General features: G+C 73.0%; 16 protein-coding genes. 3 read left to right on the forward strand and 13 right to left on the reverse strand.

The genetic code is table 11. The features are described from left to right. Position 1: 1 nt before the first annotated feature. From AB0F89_RS05415 to ftsH, 7 genes are all read right to left on the reverse strand, one after another. Positions 2–1741 carry a DUF6779 domain-containing protein gene (locus tag AB0F89_RS05415; RefSeq protein ID WP_367133168.1) on the reverse strand — a complete coding sequence of 580 codons (1740 nt, stop codon included), beginning with the start codon at positions 1739–1741 and terminating at the stop codon, positions 2–4. Positions 1742–1791: 50 nt separating this feature from the next. Then, positions 1792–2244 carry a DUF3180 domain-containing protein gene (locus AB0F89_RS05420; protein ID WP_367133171.1) on the reverse strand — a complete coding sequence of 151 codons (453 nt, stop codon included), beginning with the start codon at positions 2242–2244 and terminating at the stop codon, positions 1792–1794. 84 nt (positions 2245–2328) lie between these two features. Beyond that, on the reverse strand, positions 2329–2811 hold the full coding sequence (gene folK, locus AB0F89_RS05425; RefSeq protein WP_367133173.1) for a 2-amino-4-hydroxy-6-hydroxymethyldihydropteridine diphosphokinase: 483 nt from the start codon (positions 2809–2811) through the stop codon (positions 2329–2331). Further along, positions 2804–3184, reverse strand: a complete 381-nt coding sequence (gene folB / locus AB0F89_RS05430) for a dihydroneopterin aldolase (protein ID WP_367133175.1) — start codon at positions 3182–3184, stop codon at positions 2804–2806. The genes folK and folB overlap by 8 nt, the downstream gene beginning before the upstream one ends. Next, on the reverse strand, positions 3177–3977 hold the full coding sequence (gene folP / locus AB0F89_RS05435; RefSeq protein ID WP_367138719.1) for a dihydropteroate synthase: 801 nt from the start codon (positions 3975–3977) through the stop codon (positions 3177–3179). Before folP ends, folB begins: the two co-directional genes overlap by 8 nt. A 29-nt stretch (positions 3978–4006) precedes the next feature. Beyond that, complete coding sequence (gene folE, locus AB0F89_RS05440; RefSeq protein ID WP_367133177.1) at positions 4007–4651, reverse strand: GTP cyclohydrolase I FolE; 645 nt, start codon at positions 4649–4651, stop codon at positions 4007–4009. Further along, a complete protein-coding gene (ftsH, locus tag AB0F89_RS05445) occupies positions 4648–6921 on the reverse strand; it encodes an ATP-dependent zinc metalloprotease FtsH (RefSeq protein WP_367133179.1) in 2274 nt (757 codons plus the stop codon). The genes folE and ftsH overlap by 4 nt, the downstream gene beginning before the upstream one ends. A gap of 419 nt (positions 6922–7340) precedes the next feature. Here ftsH and AB0F89_RS05450 point away from each other — a divergent pair, with 419 nt between their 5' ends. Further along, a complete protein-coding gene (locus AB0F89_RS05450) occupies positions 7341–9041 on the forward strand; it encodes a substrate-binding and VWA domain-containing protein (protein ID WP_367133181.1) in 1701 nt (566 codons plus the stop codon). A gap of 35 nt (positions 9042–9076) precedes the next feature. On the opposite strand, the gene hpt is transcribed toward AB0F89_RS05450, so the two are convergent. From hpt to dacB, 4 genes are all read right to left on the reverse strand, one after another. Next, the gene (hpt, locus tag AB0F89_RS05455; protein ID WP_367133183.1) at positions 9077–9628 is read right to left on the reverse strand and encodes a hypoxanthine phosphoribosyltransferase; all 552 of its coding nucleotides are present in this window, start codon (positions 9626–9628) and stop codon (positions 9077–9079) included. Positions 9629–9645: 17 nt separating this feature from the next. Further along, a complete protein-coding gene (gene tilS / locus AB0F89_RS05460; protein WP_367133186.1) occupies positions 9646–10557 on the reverse strand; it encodes a tRNA lysidine(34) synthetase TilS in 912 nt (303 codons plus the stop codon). A 10-nt stretch (positions 10558–10567) separates the two neighbouring features. After that, positions 10568–11581 (reverse strand): zinc-dependent metalloprotease, encoded by a 1014-nt coding sequence (locus AB0F89_RS05465; protein WP_367133188.1) that lies wholly within the window; start codon positions 11579–11581, stop codon positions 10568–10570. Between the two features lie 154 nt (positions 11582–11735). Then, positions 11736–13415: a D-alanyl-D-alanine carboxypeptidase/D-alanyl-D-alanine-endopeptidase gene (dacB, locus tag AB0F89_RS05470; RefSeq protein WP_367133190.1), complete on the reverse strand. Its 1680-nt coding sequence runs from the start codon at positions 13413–13415 to the stop codon at positions 11736–11738. Between the two features lie 114 nt (positions 13416–13529). Between dacB and AB0F89_RS05475 the strand changes: the two genes are divergently transcribed. Beyond that, positions 13530–14033, forward strand: a complete 504-nt coding sequence (locus AB0F89_RS05475; RefSeq protein WP_367133192.1) for an inorganic diphosphatase — start codon at positions 13530–13532, stop codon at positions 14031–14033. A gap of 59 nt (positions 14034–14092) precedes the next feature. On the opposite strand, the gene AB0F89_RS05480 is transcribed toward AB0F89_RS05475, so the two are convergent. Next, entirely contained in the window at positions 14093–15766 is a 1674-nt protein-coding gene (locus AB0F89_RS05480; RefSeq protein ID WP_367133194.1) for an MDR family MFS transporter, read from the reverse strand. Continuing rightward, positions 15766–16269, reverse strand: a complete 504-nt coding sequence (locus tag AB0F89_RS05485; RefSeq protein ID WP_367133196.1) for a MarR family winged helix-turn-helix transcriptional regulator — start codon at positions 16267–16269, stop codon at positions 15766–15768. Before AB0F89_RS05485 ends, AB0F89_RS05480 begins: the two co-directional genes overlap by 1 nt. A gap of 139 nt (positions 16270–16408) precedes the next feature. On the opposite strand from AB0F89_RS05485, the gene AB0F89_RS05490 reads away from it, so the two are divergent. Beyond that, positions 16409–16861, forward strand: coding sequence for a DUF4442 domain-containing protein (locus tag AB0F89_RS05490; protein WP_367133198.1), 453 nt, complete (start codon positions 16409–16411; stop codon positions 16859–16861). Positions 16862–16885 lie beyond the last annotated feature (24 nt).

The raw sequence follows: 16885 nt of genomic DNA on the forward strand, positions 1-16885 counted from the left end.
GCTAGTCGTCGCGGCGGCGACGGCGGCGCGGTGAGTCCGCCCCGCCGAACGCGGCGAGCAGTTCGCTGACCGACTTGCCGTCCGCGTGCGCCCCGGCCGGTTCGACCGGCTCCGGCGCGCTGCGCCTGCCGGCCGGCTTGGCGCCGTCCTCCCACGAGTCCCAGTGCTCCTCGGCCCGACGACGACCGCCCGACTCGCCCGCCGGCTCGACCACCGCCGCCTCGGCCGCCCGACGACGACCCTCGGACGACGCCGCGCCGGCGGCCCCGGGGCTCGACGCGACGGCGGCGTCGGCCGCCCGCCCACCGGTCGGCTCCGGCTTGCCCGCCACGGGGCGGTGCCCACCGGCGGGTTCGGCCGCCCGGCGCGACCCGCCGACGTCCTCGCCACCCGTCCGGCGCACCGGCTCCGCCGGCCGCCCGACCACCGGTTCCGGCCGCACGACCACCGGCACGTGCTCACCGGTCAACTCGGCCCGTGCCGCGGGCCGACGCGCTTCGACCGGGCGGTGCTCGCCCGTCAACTCGGCCCGTGCCGCGGGTCGACGGGCCTGGTCGGCGACCGGCTCGGCCCGCACCACCGGGCGGTGCTCACCGGTCAACTCGGCCCGCGTCGCAGGCCGCCGCACCTCCACCGGCCGGTGCTCGCCGGTCAGCTCCGCCCGCGCGGTCGACGGCCGACGCGCCTCACCGGCAGCGCCGGCAGCCCGTTCGGCGGGCGCTTCCGGCCGACCGGGCGTCCGCCGCACGGCGCCACCGGTCACCTCGGGCCGCCGCGCCGCGCCCTCGGCCAGCGCGTCCCGGCTGATCATCTCGGTCCGCTCGGCCACCCGGCTGCGCCGCTGCACGGTGTGCTCGGTCTTCGACGGCTCGGCCGGCCGGGACCGCTCGGCGGGTTCCGCCGGTCGACCGGCGGGCGCGGGCGGCGTCGACCGCGCCGCCGCTTCCCGGCTCACCCGCTCCGTCGGGTCCACCTGAGCCGCCTCCCGCCGCACGACCACCGGCGGCGTCGGGCGTGGCTGCGCCGCGGCCCTGGCCGGTTCCCGGCGCACCGGCGGCGTCGGCTCGCGCCGCGCGGGCTGCTCGGGGCGCGCGGGTTCGGGGCGCCGGACCTGCTCCTTGCGCGGCGTCTCGACGTTGACCCGCTCGATCAGCTCGGTGCGGTCGACCTGCGGCTTCTCCGCGGCCTTCGTGGTGACGGGCGCGACCGGGCCGGCGTTGATGATCCGCTTGTCGCCCACCGCCATCAGCCGGGACTGGTCGGACAGGGCGCGCATCCGGGTCGACTCGGCGCGCAGCGCCACCCGCTCGACCAGCACCTCGCCGCCGAGCAGTGCCTCCAGGTTCTCCCGCAGCGCCCGCAGCTCGCCGCGCAGCGCGTCCAGGTCGTCCTTGGCCTCGTCCTGCACCCGCTTGCGGGTCTCGGCCTCGACCTCCAGCTCGTACTCGCGCCGCGCGGCGATCTCGCGCTCCAGCTCCAGCTCGTAGACCGACTGCAGGTCGGCCACCTCGTCGTCGCGCTCGGCGATCTGCTTGCGGTAGCGCGCCGCGAGGAACGCGCCGACCAGCGCGGCCCACAGGGCGGCGACCACGGCCAACCTCAGCCAGCGGGCGTTGTCGCTCAGCACCAGCACCGCCGCGGCGCCGAGCGCGAGCGCCAATGCCGCTACCAGCAGTAGGCGCCCGGAGCCACGACCGTGGTCCTGCTGCTCGTCATCGTCCGACGCGCCTCGCCCGGTCATGGCGTCTACCGTACCGGTCAGTTACCCGATTGAGACCTCCGCCTCGGTATTCACTGATCGCGGTGCGGGTCGTCGGGCGTCCGGCAGCACCGCTCCAGCCACAGGGCCGCGGCGATCAGCAGCGCCGAGCACGCGGCGCCGACCATGCCGCTGACCACGTCGTGCTCGGCCGCGTCGAACTCGTCGCGCGCCGGCAGCACGTAGACGAGCACGCCGCCCCACGCGCCGAGCATGATCGCGCCGAGCAGCGACGACGCCTTGGCGAACGCCACCGCCCGCGCCGCGGTCAGCGGCTCGACCGCCCGGGAGCCGGGTCGGCGCAGGATGCGGGCCCGCAGGGTGACCGCGAGCCACAGGTTGACCACCGCGATCACCAGCAGGGTGAACCCGGCGAACGTCGGCAGCGGCGGCAGCGTGTCGTAGGAGAGCCTGATCAGCAGGTGCGCGAGCACGCCCGCGACGAGGCCGGCGGCGAGCAGGTCACGGGGTCGGGTGAACCTCACCCCACCATCGTCCCCGATCCGCTCGACCAGGGCCGAGTCGCGCCCGCCGAACACCGGCGACCGGGCCGGCGCGGGAGCGCCGCGTCAGACCAGCCCGAGGTCGTCCCGCCGCGTCACGCCCGCGACGTCCAGCCCCGCCAGCAGGTCGCGCGCCGGGCCGTGACCCGGCACGACCGCGCCCGGCTCCACGTCCAGCCACGGCACGAGCACCGACGCCCGGTCGTGCGCGCCGGGGTGCGGCAGCAGCAGCTCGGGGTCCGCGGACCGCACGCCGTCCACCGTCACGACGTCCACGTCCAGCGTGCGCGGCCCCCAGCGCCGCTCCCGGACCCGCCCGGCGGCCCGCTCCAGCTCCTGGCCGCGCCGCAGCCAGCCCCACTCGTCCACGTCGCCGGACACGACCAGCACCGCGTTGAGGAAGTCGTCCTGGTCGGTCACGCCCCACGGCGCCGTCTCGTACACCGGCGACACCGCCACCAGCACGTCGGCGAACCCGGCCACCGCCAGCCGCAGGTGCCCGAGCCGGTCGCCCAGGTTGGAGCCGAGCGACAGCACCGCCCTAGTCACGCGTGCGCCTGATCGTCACCGAGACGTCGCCGAACGCCAGCGGGATCGGGGCGGCCGGCTTGTGCACCGTCACCTCGGTCGCCCGGACCCGCAGGTCGGTCATCACCTCGTCGGCGACCTTGCCCGCCACCGTCTCGATCAGGTCGTACGGCCCGCCGGCCACGATCGCCGCCGCCCGCTCGGCCAGCTCGCCGTAGTGCAGCGTCTCGCGCAGGTCGTCGGTGGCCGCCGCCCGGGACAGGTCGAGCCACGCGGTGACGTCGACCAGGAAGTCCTGGCCGTCCCGCTTCTCGTGCTCGAACACGCCGTGGAAGCCGCGCACCCGCAGGCCGCGCAGCGAGATCCGGTCCGAACCACCCACGTCGCTACGCACGTCCCAGCCTCCAAGCCCGCGCCACGGCCACCGCGTCCAGGGTGCGCTCCACGTCGTGCACCCGCACGCCCCAGGCGCCGGTGAACGCCGCCAGCGCGGACACCGCCGCCGTGGCGTCCTCCCGCCCGTCGGGCGCCCGGTCACCCAGCAGGGGGTCGCTCAGCAGGGCGCCGAGGAAGCGCTTGCGGGACGCGCCGACCAGCACCGGGAACCCCAGCTCCAGCAACGCGCCCAGGCCGTGCAGCAACTGCCAGTTGTGGGTGGCGTTCTTGGCGAAGCCCAGACCGGGGTCGAGGATGACGTCGTCGGCGGCCACACCGGCCGCCAGCGCCGCGTCGACCTGCTTGCACAGCTCGTCGCGCACGTCGCGCACCACGTCGTCGTACACGGCCAGCCGGTCCATCCGCCTGCTGTGCCCGCGCCAGTGCATCAGCACGTACGGCACGCCCGCCTCGGCCACCACCGACGCCATGTCCGGGTCGGCCAGCCCGCCGGACACGTCGTTGACGATCGACGCGCCCGCGTCCAGCGCGGCCAGCGCCACCTCGGCCCGCGTGGTGTCCACGCTGACCGGCACGCCCTCCGCGACCAGCGCCCGGATCACCGGCGCCACCCGGCCCGCCTCGACCGACGCCGACACCCGCTCCGCGCCCGGGCGGGTCGACTCGCCGCCGACGTCGACCAAGTCCGCGCCGCGCCGGAACATGGCCACGCCGTGCGCCACGGCGTCGTCGAACCCGAGGTAGCGACCACCGTCGGAGAACGAGTCGGGGGTGACGTTCAGCACCCCCACCACCACGCAGTGCCCCGGCCTGGGGACGCTCACCTCGAACGTCCCTTGATCAGCTCGATGGCCTCAGCGCGGGACGGCGGCGAGTCGCGCAGCAACCCGCGCACCGCCGACGTCGTGGTCCGCGAGCCGGGCTTGCGCACGCCGCGCATGGCCATGCACAGGTGCTCGGCCTCGACCACGACGATCACGCCGCGCGGTTCGAGCCGGCGCATCAGCGCGTCGGCGACCTGCGACGTCAGCCGCTCCTGCACCTGGGGCCGCTTGGCGTACAGGTCGACCAGCCTGGCCAGCTTCGACAGCCCGGTCACCCGGCCGTGCTCGTTCGGGATGTACCCGACGTGCGCGACGCCGTGGAACGGCAGCAGGTGGTGCTCGCAGAACGAGAACATCGGGATGTCGGTGATCAGCACCAACTCCTCGTGGCTCTCGTCGAACGTCCTGGCCAGCACGCTGTCCGGGTCGGTGTGCAGCCCGGCGAACAGCTCCCGGTACGCCCGCGCGACCCGGGCCGGCGTGTCCCGCAGGCCCTCGCGCTCCGGGTCCTCGCCGCACGCGAGCAGCAGCTCGCGCACCGCCGCCTCGGCCCGCTTCTGGTCGAAGGGCCGGCGCGCGAGACCGGCCCCCCCGTTGGCGGAGAGGCCGGTCTGGTCGAGCTGCGGGAAGTGCTCGGTCACTTGCGGTTGTCCGGATCCGTGTCGAAGGACCGCTTCCCCGCTTCCGCGTCCGTCGGCTCCGGCTGCCACTGCGGTGGCTGCGGTGCGCCGCCGGGCACGGTGGCCGGCGTCCACCCGGGGGGCGCGCCGTAGTTCGGCGGGCCGGACGACGGGTGCTGCGGCTGCGGCGGGTAGGACTGCTGCGGCTGCTGCTGGTACGGCTGCTGCGGCTGCTGGTAGGGCTGCGGCTGCTGGTAGGGCTGGACCGGCGCGCCGTTGGTGCCGTTGGGCGGCGTCGGCGTCGGGTCCCCGAGCGGGGGCGGCTCCTCGTCGAGGGTGTCCTCGATCGCGGGCGGCCACGGCTCGCCGCGCTCCTTGGCCAGTTCCGCCGGGGTCTTGACCGGCGGCTTGTCCGACGGGGTGCGGTGGCCGAAGTCGTTGAACTTGGTGATCCGCGGCCGCTTCTCGACGCCGGCGAAGACCCGCTCCAGGTCCTTCTGGTGCAGGGTCTCCTTCTCGATCAGCTCCAGCGTCAGCGCGTCGAGCACGTCGCGGTAGGTGTTCAGCACCTCGTACGCCTCGGTGTGCGCGGCCTCGATCAGCTCGCGGACTTCCTCGTCGATCTCGTGCGCGACTTCCAGCGAGTAGTCGGCCTGCCGGCCCGCGGTGCGGCCGAGGAACGGCTCGCCCTGCTCCTGGCCGTACTTGACCGCGCCGAGCCGGGCGGACATGCCGTACTCGGTGACCATCGCGCGGGCGATCTTGGTCGCCTGCTCGATGTCGTTGGACGCGCCCGTGGTCGGCTCGTGGAAGACCAGCTCCTCGGCGGAGCGGCCACCCAGCGCGAACACCAGCCGGGCGATCATCTCCGACCTGGTCATCAGGTCCTTGTCCTCCTCGGGCACGGACAGGGTGTGACCACCCGTCCGGCCGCGGGCCAGGATCGTGACCTTGTAGACCGGGTCGATGTCCGGCATGGCCCACGCGGCCAGGGCGTGCCCGGCCTCGTGGTAGGCGGTGATCTTCTTCTCCTTCTCGGAGATGATCCGGCTCTTGCGGGCCGGACCGCCGATCACCCGGTCCACCGACTCCTCCAGCTCGACGCCGGTGATGACGGTGCCGTTCTTGCGGGCGGTGAGCAGCGCGGCCTCGTTGACCACGTTGGCCAGGTCGGCGCCGGAGAAGCCGACGGTGCGCTTGGCCAGGCCGTCCAGGTCCGTCTCGGGGGCCAGCGGCTTGCCCTTGGCGTGCACGCGCAGGATCTGCTTGCGGCCCTTGAGGTCCGGCGCGGACACCGGGATCTGCCGGTCGAACCGGCCGGGGCGCAGCAGCGCCGGGTCCAGGATGTCGGGCCGGTTCGTGGCCGCGATCAGGATGATCCCGCCGCGCGAGTCGAAGCCGTCCATCTCGACCAGGAGCTGGTTGAGCGTCTGCTCGCGCTCGTCGTGCCCGCCGCCCATGCCGGCGCCGCGGTGGCGGCCGACCGCGTCGATCTCGTCGACGAAGATGATGCACGGCGCGTTCTGCTTGGCCTGCTCGAACAGGTCGCGCACGCGCGAGGCGCCGACGCCGACGAACATCTCGACGAAGTCCGAGCCGGAGATCGAGTAGAACGGCACGCCGGCCTCGCCGGCCACGGCGCGCGCGAGCAGCGTCTTGCCGGTGCCGGGCGGGCCGTACAGCAGCACGCCCTTGGGGATCTTCGCGCCGAGGGCCTGGTAGCGGCCCGGGTTCTGCAGGAAGTCCTTGATCTCGTACAGCTCTTCGACGGCTTCCTCGGCGCCCGCGACGTCGGCGAACGTCGTCTTGGGCATGTCCTTGGAGAGCTGCTTGGCCTTGGACTTGCCGAAGTTCAGGACGCGGTTCCCGCCACCCTGGGCGTTGTTCATCATCCACATCAGCAGGAGCAGCAGCAGACCCAGCGGGATCATGTACAGCAGCATCTGCATCAGGAACGAGTCCTGGGTGACCTTGGTCTCGACGACCGGCTTGTTGCCCGCCTGGTCGAGGATGGTGAAGACCTCGTCGGTGCTGCTCGCCGGGAACTGGGCGCGCACGCGGTTGCTGCCCTCGACGGTCACCCCGTCGTTGAGGGTGAGCTTGAGCAGCTGCTCCTTGTCCTCGATCGTGGCTTCCTTGACCTGGCCGTCCCGGATCGATTGCAGTGCCTGGGACGTCTTGATCGGGGTGTAGCCCCGGTTGTCGTCGAAGAGCACGTTGAAGGCGTAAAAGAGCAACAACACCGCCACGATCCACAGCAGCGGGTTGCGAAGCAGGCGCTTGCGGTCCATGCACTTACGGCCGGCGGGCGGCCTCGACCCTCCCTGACTTGTCGACGGGCGCAGACGGGCACACCCGTCCGACCAGACTACCGCCCATGGCTCGGGCGGAGCGCTCCGCGTGCGGGCCCTGTCGCGTCTTGCCGGACCAACGGGTGAGAGGGCTCCGGTGTTCCCGCGGTGACCGCGAACACGCGTCGCAGGTCAATCGGGTTCAACCGGTCGACTGATTCGATCATGAACCGGGAGGTGTTCCGCCCCGTAACGCTCACTGGGGGTGTCCTGTTACTAGCAGGTAGCGATAACGTGAGGGCCATTCGAGTGACATAGAACACGAGAGTTTGTCACGTGAAGGGGCCGTGTCATCCTCGGCCGACACTGTGTGTTCTTCGCGCACCCGAAAGGGTGAACACCGACCGAAGGTACGAAGCATGTCAGCTCGCAACCCGGACGGCCCCGGTCGCCTCCGCCGCGCACTCCTGCCCGTCGGCGCGCTGCTCGGCGTGGTCGCCGCCGCCGGCGTGACCGTGGTGGCGCTGCGGGCCACCAGCGGCCCCGAGTGCCAGGGCACCCTCCCGCTCAAGATCGCGGTCACCCAGGCGGTCGAGGACGTCGTGCGCGGCGCGGCCGACGACCACCAGGCCACCCAGCCGATGGTCGACGGCAAGTGCGTGCAGGTGCAGGTGGAGGCGCGCGGCGCGGCGGACGTGGCCAACGAGCTGCCGACGGCCCAGATCAACCCGCCCGCGCTGTGGGTGCCGGACTCGTCCATGTGGGCCGCCGAGACCCAGCGGCAGGCGGGCGACCAGGGCGCCGAGGCGCCGAGGCTGGACGACCTCGGCTCGCTGGCCAGCTCGCCGCTGGTCATCGCGGGCTCGGAGCGGTCCATGACCGCGCTCGGCTGGCCGATCGCGCCGGTGACCTGGGCGCGGGTCGTCGACCCGAAGGTGCAGGTCACGCTGAGCGACCCGACCACGTCCACCGAGGGCCTGGCCACGCTCGCGGTCATCCGCGCGCAGCTCGGCAACGCGGACGGCACGCCCAAGCCGGAGCTGATCGGCGCGCTGCTGCGGGTCGGCCGCGAGGCGCTGCCGTCCGTGCGCGACGCGTTCGGCAAGGTCGTGCAGGGCGACGAGGACGCGCCGGTGTTCACCGCTTCGGAGCAGTCCGTGCTGGCCGCGAACCGGGCGGCCGGCTCGCGCCGGGTCGTCGCCTCCTACCCCAAGGAGGGCACCATCTCGTTCGACTACCCGGTGGTGCGGGTGAACCGGGCGGGCGAGCAGGCGGGCACCTCGCAGGCGGCCGAGGGCTTCGTGCGGGCGCTGCGCACCGAGCGGACCGCCCAGCGGTTCGCCGAAGCGGGCTTCCGCACCGCCGACGGCGTCGCGCCCGGCGGGTGGACCAACGAGCGGGACGGCGTGCGCGGTGACGACGTCGCCCGGCTGAGGACGCCCGACCCGGACCAGGTCTCCGAGCTGCTGCGCACGTGGGGCGCGGTCAGCCTGGACACCCGGATGCTGGCCGTGCTGGACGTGTCCGGCTCGATGGCCGAGAAGATGAGCAACGGCCAGACCCGGGTCGAGGCGGCCCGGGAGGCGGCGCTGACCGCGTTGGGCATGCTGCCCGACACCTCAGAGATCGGCCTGTGGGCGTTCTCGACGGACAAGAAGCCGCCGAACGACTGGATCGAGCTGGTGCCGGTCGGCCCGCTGGGCGAGCCGATCGGCGGCGCGCCGCGCCGGGTGCAGCTGCAGAAGGGCGCGGGCAACCTGCCCGCCCTGGTCGGCGGCGGCACGGCGTTGAACGAGACGGCGCTGGCGGCGTTCCGGCACATCCAGAAGACCTACGACCCGTCGAAGATCAACTCGGTCACGCTGATCACCGACGGCAGCAACGACGACATCTCCAGCATCGACCTGCCCGCCCTGCTGGCCACGCTGGCCGGCGAGGCCGACCCGGCCCGCCCGGTGCCGATGATCATGGTCGGGCTGGGCGCGGACGCGGACATGGACGCGCTGCGGCAGATCGCCGAGGCCACCGGCGGCAAGGCGTACCAGGCGATGGAGCCCGAGGACATCCGCGGCGTCCTGCTGGACGGCATCTCCCAGCGCCGCTGCCGGCCGAACTGCTGATCCGGGGGCGGCTCGCGCGAGCCGCCCCCACCTCGTCAGCTGGAGTAGACCTTCGGGTCCAGCGTGCCGATGTAGGGCAGGTCGCGGTAGCGCTCGGCGTAGTCCAGGCCGTAGCCGACCACGAACTCGTTCGGGATCTCGAACCCGACGTACCTGACCGGCACCTCGACCTTCACCGCGTCCGGCTTGCGCAGCAGCGTGCACACCTCCAGCGACCGCGGCTTGCGCGACGCCAGGTTCTTGAGCAGCCACGACAGCGTCAGGCCGGAGTCGATGATGTCCTCGACGATGACCACGTCGCGGTCCGCGATGTCCCGGTCGAGGTCCTTGAGGATGCGCACCACGCCGGACGACGAGGTGGACGAGCCGTAGGAGCTGACCGCCATGAACTCCAGCTGCACGGGCACCGGCAGCGCCCTGGCCAGGTCGGTCATGAACATCACCGCGCCCTTGAGCACGGTGATCAGCACCAGGTCGTTCCCACCGTCGGCCGGGTAGTCAGCCGCGACCTTGTTGGCCAGCTCGGTGACCTTGTCGCTGATCTCCTGCTCGGTGATGAGCACGGAACTGATGTCGCCGTCGTACACGGACGGTTCCCCTTTTGTCATGACTGCACTGGTTCCACTCGCAGCCTGCCATGCGCGCGGCGCGCCACAAAGCCGCCCGGCAACCACACACCGCCTTGACCTCGCCACTCGCTCACCAGGGCGTCCACCCGGCGCAGGTGCGAGTCGGACAACTCGGGCACGTTCTCGCGCAGCAGCCAGCGGCGCAGGACGCGGCGGCGCAGCGCGGTCGGCAGCACGCCGACGTCGGCCACCGAGCGGCAGTCGCCGTCGAACGCCTCGGCCAGCTCGTCCAGCGCGTCGTTGTCCTCGCGCAGGTGGGCGGCGGTGCGGGCGAGGGCGTCGGCCACCCCGCCCTGCAGCACCTCTTCGAGCAGCGGCAGGACCTCGCGGCGCAGCCGGACCCTGGTGTAGCGGGGGTCCCCGTTGTGCGGGTCGTCCCACGGCGTCAGGCCGAGTTCGTCGCACACGGCCCTGGTCACGGCCCTGGAGACGCGCAGGAGCGGTCGGCCCCAGGGCGGGTCGTGCGGGCGCATCCCGGCGATGCTGCGCGGCCCGGAGCCGCGACCGAGGCCCAGCAGCACGGTCTCGGCCTGGTCGTCCCGCGTGTGGCCGAGCAGGACCACGCCGCGGTCCGGTCGCAGCGCGGCGTACCTGGCCCGGCGCGCCGCCGCCTCAGGTCCACCCGATCCGGTGACGTCGACGCGGCGCACCTCAGCCGTCAGGCCCAGTTCCCGGCACGTCCGCGCGGCCCGTTCGGCGACGTCGGCGGAGCCCGGCTGCAGGCCGTGGTCGACCACGACGGCGCGCGCGTCGGTCAGCCCGGCCGTGACGGCGGCGAGGGCGAGCGAGTCCGCGCCGCCGCTCACCGCCACCGCCACCCGCTCGGGCCGGTGCTCGGCCAGGTACCGCCTGACCGCCGTGCGCACCTCGGCCACCGGTCCGTTCACGCCCGCCCGCCTACGGCTGGACGCGCCGCAGCCAGCCGGCCGGATCGGTGATCTCGGCGCGCGTGGGCAGCGTGTCGGCGCTGGTCCAGACGGTGTTGAAGCGCTCCATGCCGACCGCGTCGACCACGTGCCCGGTGAACGCCGCACCCTCCGCGTACTGCCGCACCTTCGCCTCGACGCCGAGCAGCGTGCGCAGCACGCGGTCCAGCACGCCACCGCCCTGGCGGCGGACGGTGAAGCGCTCGCGGATCGTGCGGACCGACGGCACGACGTCCGGGCCGACGGCGTCCATCACGTGGTCGGCGTGGCCTTCGAGCAGGGTGGACAGGGCGATCAGCCGGTCCAGCACCTCGCGTTGGCCGGGGCTCTGCAGCAGCTCGATCAGGCCGCCCGCCTCGCGCAGCCGCTTCGGCAGGTCGCGCAGGCGTGGCGCCGAGCCCTCGTCCATGCTGCCGAGCAGGGTCGCGACCAGGCCCTCGAAGTGCTCGGCGAGCCACGGCACGGCGGTGAACTGCAGCCGGTGCGTGCCCTCGTGCAGGCAGACCCACATGCTGAAGTCCTCGCCGGAGACGTCCAGCGCCCGCTGCGCGCCGACGATGTTCGGCGCCACGAGCAGCAGCCGGCCGCCGTCGGAGAACGGGTCGTACTGGCCGAGCACCCGGGCGCTGAGGAACGCGACGACGACGCCCGCCTGGACGCCCGCCGTGCCCGCGAGGACGCCGCTGAGCGCGCCGGACTGCTTGGGCAGCGCGCCGTCGGTCAGCGCGGCGAGGCCCTGCACGGCGGCCCGCACCCACCCCGGCCGGTCGACCACCTCGCCCTGCCTGAGCGGCAGGCCGTGGCCGAGGCCGGTCAGCTCGCGGACGTGCACCTCGGCGTCCACGGCGAGTTCCCGCAGGCGGTGCACGGCGACGTCCGCCTCGGCTCTGGGCACGATCGGGCCGGGGCGGACGAGCCTGGTCGCCGTGGTGACGGCCAGGTCCCAATCGACCGGGGCACTGCGGTCCTGCGTCGCCGGGTTCACCCTCCTGACGCTACCTGCGCAACCCGCCCGAACGTAGAACTCGGGCACCCCGAACGTTCGACTCGCGGTACGCGGGCGTTCGACTCGCGCGCGAGTCGAACGTTCAGGGCCCGCGAGTCGAACACCCGCGTACCCCGAGTTCTACGTTCGGGGGTCAGCAGCCGCAGGTGCGGAGGGCGGCGGCCAGTTGGTCCAGGGCGCCGCGGACCACCGGGACGTCCTGGTGGGGGCTGGTCGAGATGAACGCGAACACGAGCAGCCGGCCGTCCACGTCCACGACGACGCCGGCGAGCGAGTTCAGGCTGGTCAGGGTGCCGGTCTTGGCCCGCACCCAACCGCGGCCGTCGGCGCCCCACTGCTCGTACCGGCCCGCCAGCGTGCCGCTGCCGCCCGCCACCGGCAGGGCGGTCAGCAACGGTCGCAGCTTGGCCGTCCTCGGGTCCGAGGCGTCCGGCTTGGCCGCCGCCGCGAGCACGTCCGTCAGCAGCTTCGTCGGCACCTTGTCGTTCGGCGACAACCCGCTGGCGTCCACCATCGTCACCGCCGACAGGTCGAACCCGTTCTCGGTCAGCACGTCCCGCACCGCCTTGGCCGCGCCCTCGAACGACGGCTCCAGCCCGCGCGCCTTGGCCACCTCGCGGGCCATCGTCTCGGCCAGCACGTTGTCCGAGATCTGCATCAGGTTCTCGACCAGCTGGTCCACCGGCGCCGACTTGACCTCGCCGAGCACCGCCGCGCCCGGTGACGCCACGCCCGCCGCCACCGCAGTCACGCCCAACCGCTGCGCCAACGCACCGGCGGCCGCGGCGGCGGGGGTCGACGTGCGCCGCACCTCGTCCCTGGTCGGGTCCTCGCGCCCGCCGTCCACCATCACCGGCTCGATCGGCGCGACGTACCCGCCCGGCACGTCACCGGGGTCCCAGCCGGGGGCCGTGCCCGGTCCGGCGTACCGCGTCACGTCGTACTGCACCTGGGTCACCTGCTCGCCCGACGCGCGCACCTGCGCGACCAGGTCGTCGATCGTCGCCGCGCCCGGGTACACCGTCCGCTGTCCCGCGGGCAGGGATGACAGGGTCGGGTCGCCGCCACCCACCAGCACGATCGACCCCGGCTGCGCGCCGCGCACCACCTTGGTCGACAGCTGGGAGGTGTGGTCGAGGGTCAGCAGCGCCGCCGCCGCGGTCAGGACCTTGATCGTGGACGCGGGGGTCAGCGGGGTCGTCTCGCCCTGGTTCCACAGCAGCGTGCCGGTCGCCGGGTCGACCACCGAGCCGGACACGGGCGCCAGCACGGCGTTCGCCACCGGGCCGGCCAGCACGGCCCGCACGCCGGCGGCCGTCGGCGGGGCGCCCTCCACGCCGATGCCGCGCACCGACAGCGTCACCGGCGCGGGCGGCGGCGGGGCGGCCGTCGTCGCCGCGGGCGTCGTGTCGAACCAGCCCATCCGGGTGCCGGCCACCGCCGCGCCGGCCAGCGCGACCACCAGCAGCGCCACGGCGGCGAGCACGAACGGGCGCTTCCGCCGGCGCGCCGGCGCGGCAGGCGTCGCGGACGTGGTGGGAGGGGTGGGCGGAGCAGGTGGCGGAGAGGCCGGTTCTTCACGTTCCGTGATCGGTTCAGGAGCCGGATCAGGTTCCGACTTGATCTCGGTCGTGGGCTCCGCCCGCGGCGCCGGAGCGGGCGGGACGCGCTCCGGCCGCACCCGCGCGGGCTGGGCGGGCGGCGGCACGGCGATCCGCATCGTGGGCGGGTCAGGCCGTCTGACCTGCACCGTCGGCGGCTCGCGGTCGACCTCGTCGCCGTCAACGGTCGGCCACGATGGCTCGTCGGGCACGCAGTCCTCCGCGGTCGAGTACGGGCAACGTCACACCCTCGGCAAGGGGTTGACGAGACGTCGTAGTCCACACTAGTGGCGTAACGAACGGCTAAGACGAGCGAGGACCGCGCAGTGGAGTTCGACGTCACGATCGAGATCCCCAAGGGGGTCCGCAACAAGTACGAGATGGACCACAAGACGGGGCGCATCCGGCTGGACCGCACCCTGTTCACGGCCACTCAGTACCCGGCGGACTACGGGTTCGTCGACGACACCCTCGGCGAGGACGGCGACCCGCTCGACGCGCTCGTGCTGGTGCAGGAGCCGACGTTCCCCGGCTGCCTGATCAAGGCCCGCGCGATCGGCATGTTCCGGATGACCGACGAGAAGGGCGGGGACGACAAACTGCTGTGCGTCCCGGCCGAGGACCCGCGCTCGGAGCACCTGCGCGACATCCACCACCTCAACGAGTTCTACCGGCTGGAGATCCAGCACTTCTTCGAGGTCTACAAGGACCTGGAGCCGGGCAAGAGCGTCGAGGGCGCGACGTGGGTCGGCCGCACCGAGGCCGAGGCCGAGATCATCCGCTCGTACCAGCGACTCAAGGACGCCGTCGCGCGCGGCGAGGACCACTGAGCTGACGTGCGAAGAGGCCCGCCCCCGTCCGGGGAGCGGGCCTCTCGGCGTTCACGGGGTCAGTGCATCGCGACCGGCGCGGGCTGATCGCCCTCGGAGTTCGCGTCCTGCACCCGCTCCAGGCCGGACCGGCTGGACAGCGGAATCTCGCGCAGGAACCAGATGATCACGAAGCCGATCAGCGTCACCACGCCGCCGACCAGGAACACCAGGTCGATCGAGCTGGAGAAGCCGTCCAGGAACGGCCGGGCCAGCACCGGGTCGAGCTTGGCCAGGAACTCGGTGTTGTCCAGGTCGAAGCCGCTGCCGCTCTGCAGCCCGGCGGCGAACTCGCGGTTCTCCGGCCGGGCCAGCGCGGCCTGGAAGTCGGGCGTGGCCGACGCCGCGCGCAGCGCGTTGCCGATCTTGTCGCCGACCGTGCTGAAGAGGATGGACAGGAACACCGCGGTGCCGACCGTGCCGCCGATCTGGCGGAAGAACGTGGCCGACGAGGTCGCCACGCCCATGTCGCGCGGCTCGGCGTCGTTCTGGATCGCCACCAGCAGGGTCTGCATGCACAGGCCGAGGCCGGCGCCGGTGAAGAACATCAGCACCAGCGGCTGGTAGATCGCCGTGTCCGTGCCGACCGTGCTGAACAGGAACAGCGAGACCGACATCAGGCCGAACCCGATGACCGGGAACACCTTGTAGCGGCCGGTCTTCGCGGTGATGTTGCCGCTGGTGCCCGCCGCGGTCATGATGCCGAGCGTCAGCGGGAGCATCATCAGGCCGGACTGGGTGGCCGAGTAGCCCTTGACGATCTGCAGGTACAGCGGCAGCGACACCATGGCGCCGAACATGCCGACGCCCAGGACGAAGTTGATCGTGTTGCCCAGCGAGAACGTCTGCCGCTTGAACAGCCGCAGCGGCAGCAGCGCCTCGTCGCCCATCCGCTTCTCGGTGAACACGAAGCCGACCAGGCCGAGCACGCCGACGACGTACATGGCGATCGCCGTGCCGGACGCCCAGCCCCACTCGCGGCCCTGCTCGGCCACGATCAGCAGCGGCACCAGGCCGGTGGTCAGCAGGCCCGCGCCGACGAAGTCGATCCGGTGGTTCACCCGCTGGTGCGGGATGTTGAGCACCTTGGCGACCACGACCAGCGCGACCAGCGCGATCGGCACGTTGACCAGGAACACCCAGCGCCAGCCGGCCGTGCCGAGGAAGGACTCCATGCCGGCGAACAGGCCGCCGACGACCGGGCCCGCGACGCTGGAGACGCCGAACACGGCCATGAAGTAGCCGGTGTAGCGGCTGCGCTCGCGCGGCGACGTGATGTCCGCCAGGATCGCCATGGCCAGCGACATCAGGCCACCCGCGCCGAGGCCCTGCACCGCGCGGAACGCGGCCAGCTCGTACATCGAGTTCGCGATGCCGGACAGCAGCGAGCCCGCGAGGAACAGCGAGATCGCGGTCAGGTACATGGGCTTGCGGCCGTAGATGTCGGACAGCTTGCCGTACAGCGGCGTGGAGATCGTCGCGGTGATCAGGTAGGCGGTGGTCGCCCACGCCTGCAACGTCTGGCCGTGCAGCTCGTCCGCGATGGTCTTCATGGCCGTGGCCACGATCATCTGGTCGAGCGCGGCCAGGAACAGCCCGAGCAGCAGGCCCGACAGGATCGTCAGGATCTGCCGGTGGGTGAGCAGGGCGGCGCCGGGTGGCGGCGCGTCCGCTCGGGTTGTCGTCTCCGACATCACTTCTCCCCTTCTGAGCGCGGCCCCAGTCCGCTCTCAGCGATGAAATCCGGTAGCGCCTTCTCGTAGTCCCCCACGAAGCGCTCGAAGTACTCGATGAACCGGTCCCACTCCGCCGCGGGCCAGTCCGCGAACAGCCGGGCCAGCAACTCGTTGCGCCGGGCGCGGCGCTCGGCCAGCAGCCGGGCGCCCGCCTCGGTCACGGCCAGCACGCTCGCGCGGCCGTCGACCGGGTCCGCCCGGCGTTCCACCAGGCCGTCCCGGACCAGCGTCGCCACCTGGCGGCTGACCGTGGACGGGTCGGAGAACACCGCCTCCGCCAGCGCGCCCGCCCGTGACGGGCCGAGGTGGTTGAGGTTCGCGAGCAGCACGAAGGACGCCTTGTCCAGACCGGACTTGCTCATGTGCGCGGCGACGCAGGCGTGCATCTTGTTCATGCGCACCAGGGCCATGCCCAGCCGGTCGGCCAGGGCGAGCTCCTCGACCCGCACTTCGTCACCCACCGGGGTCACCATCGCACACTCCGTTTGCTTGCATCAACCAACTAGTTGCTGAGTACAAGCATGCACCTCGGCCGGCGCCGCGGCAAATGAATTGCCGGTGACTCGCGTCTCGTGGTTACCGGCCGGTAGCATCCGGCGCATGAGCGCTGACCACTCGTTCGTCGCCGAAGCGATGAAGCAGGCAGTCCCGTGGGTCAAGACGATGGGCGTGGAGTTCCCCGAGGTCGCGGGCGACCGGGTGGTCGCCGAGCTGCCCGACCGCGAGGAACTGCGCAACCACGTCGGCGGCCCGCACGCCGCGATGATGTTCGGCCTGGCCGAGACCGCGTCCGGCGCCGTGGTGATGGCCGCGTTCGCGCGGCACCTGGCCGAGGTGACGCCGCTGGTGGCGCGGTCGGAGATCGCCTACAAGAAGCTGGCGCTCGGCGTGCTGCGCGCCGAGGCCGTGCTGGGCCGCCCGGCGGCCGAGGTGGTGGCCGAGTTGGCGGCGGGCGCCCGTCCGGAGTTCCCGGTCGCCGTGACCATCACCGACGCGGCGGGCGTGACGACCGGGCAGATGACCGTCGTGTGGACCCTGCGCCCGAACCGCTGAGCACCCCGCCGCCCCGACCCGTCC

Source organism: Saccharothrix sp. HUAS TT1, assembly GCF_040744945.1.
Lineage (GTDB): Bacteria > Actinomycetota > Actinomycetes > Mycobacteriales > Pseudonocardiaceae > Actinosynnema.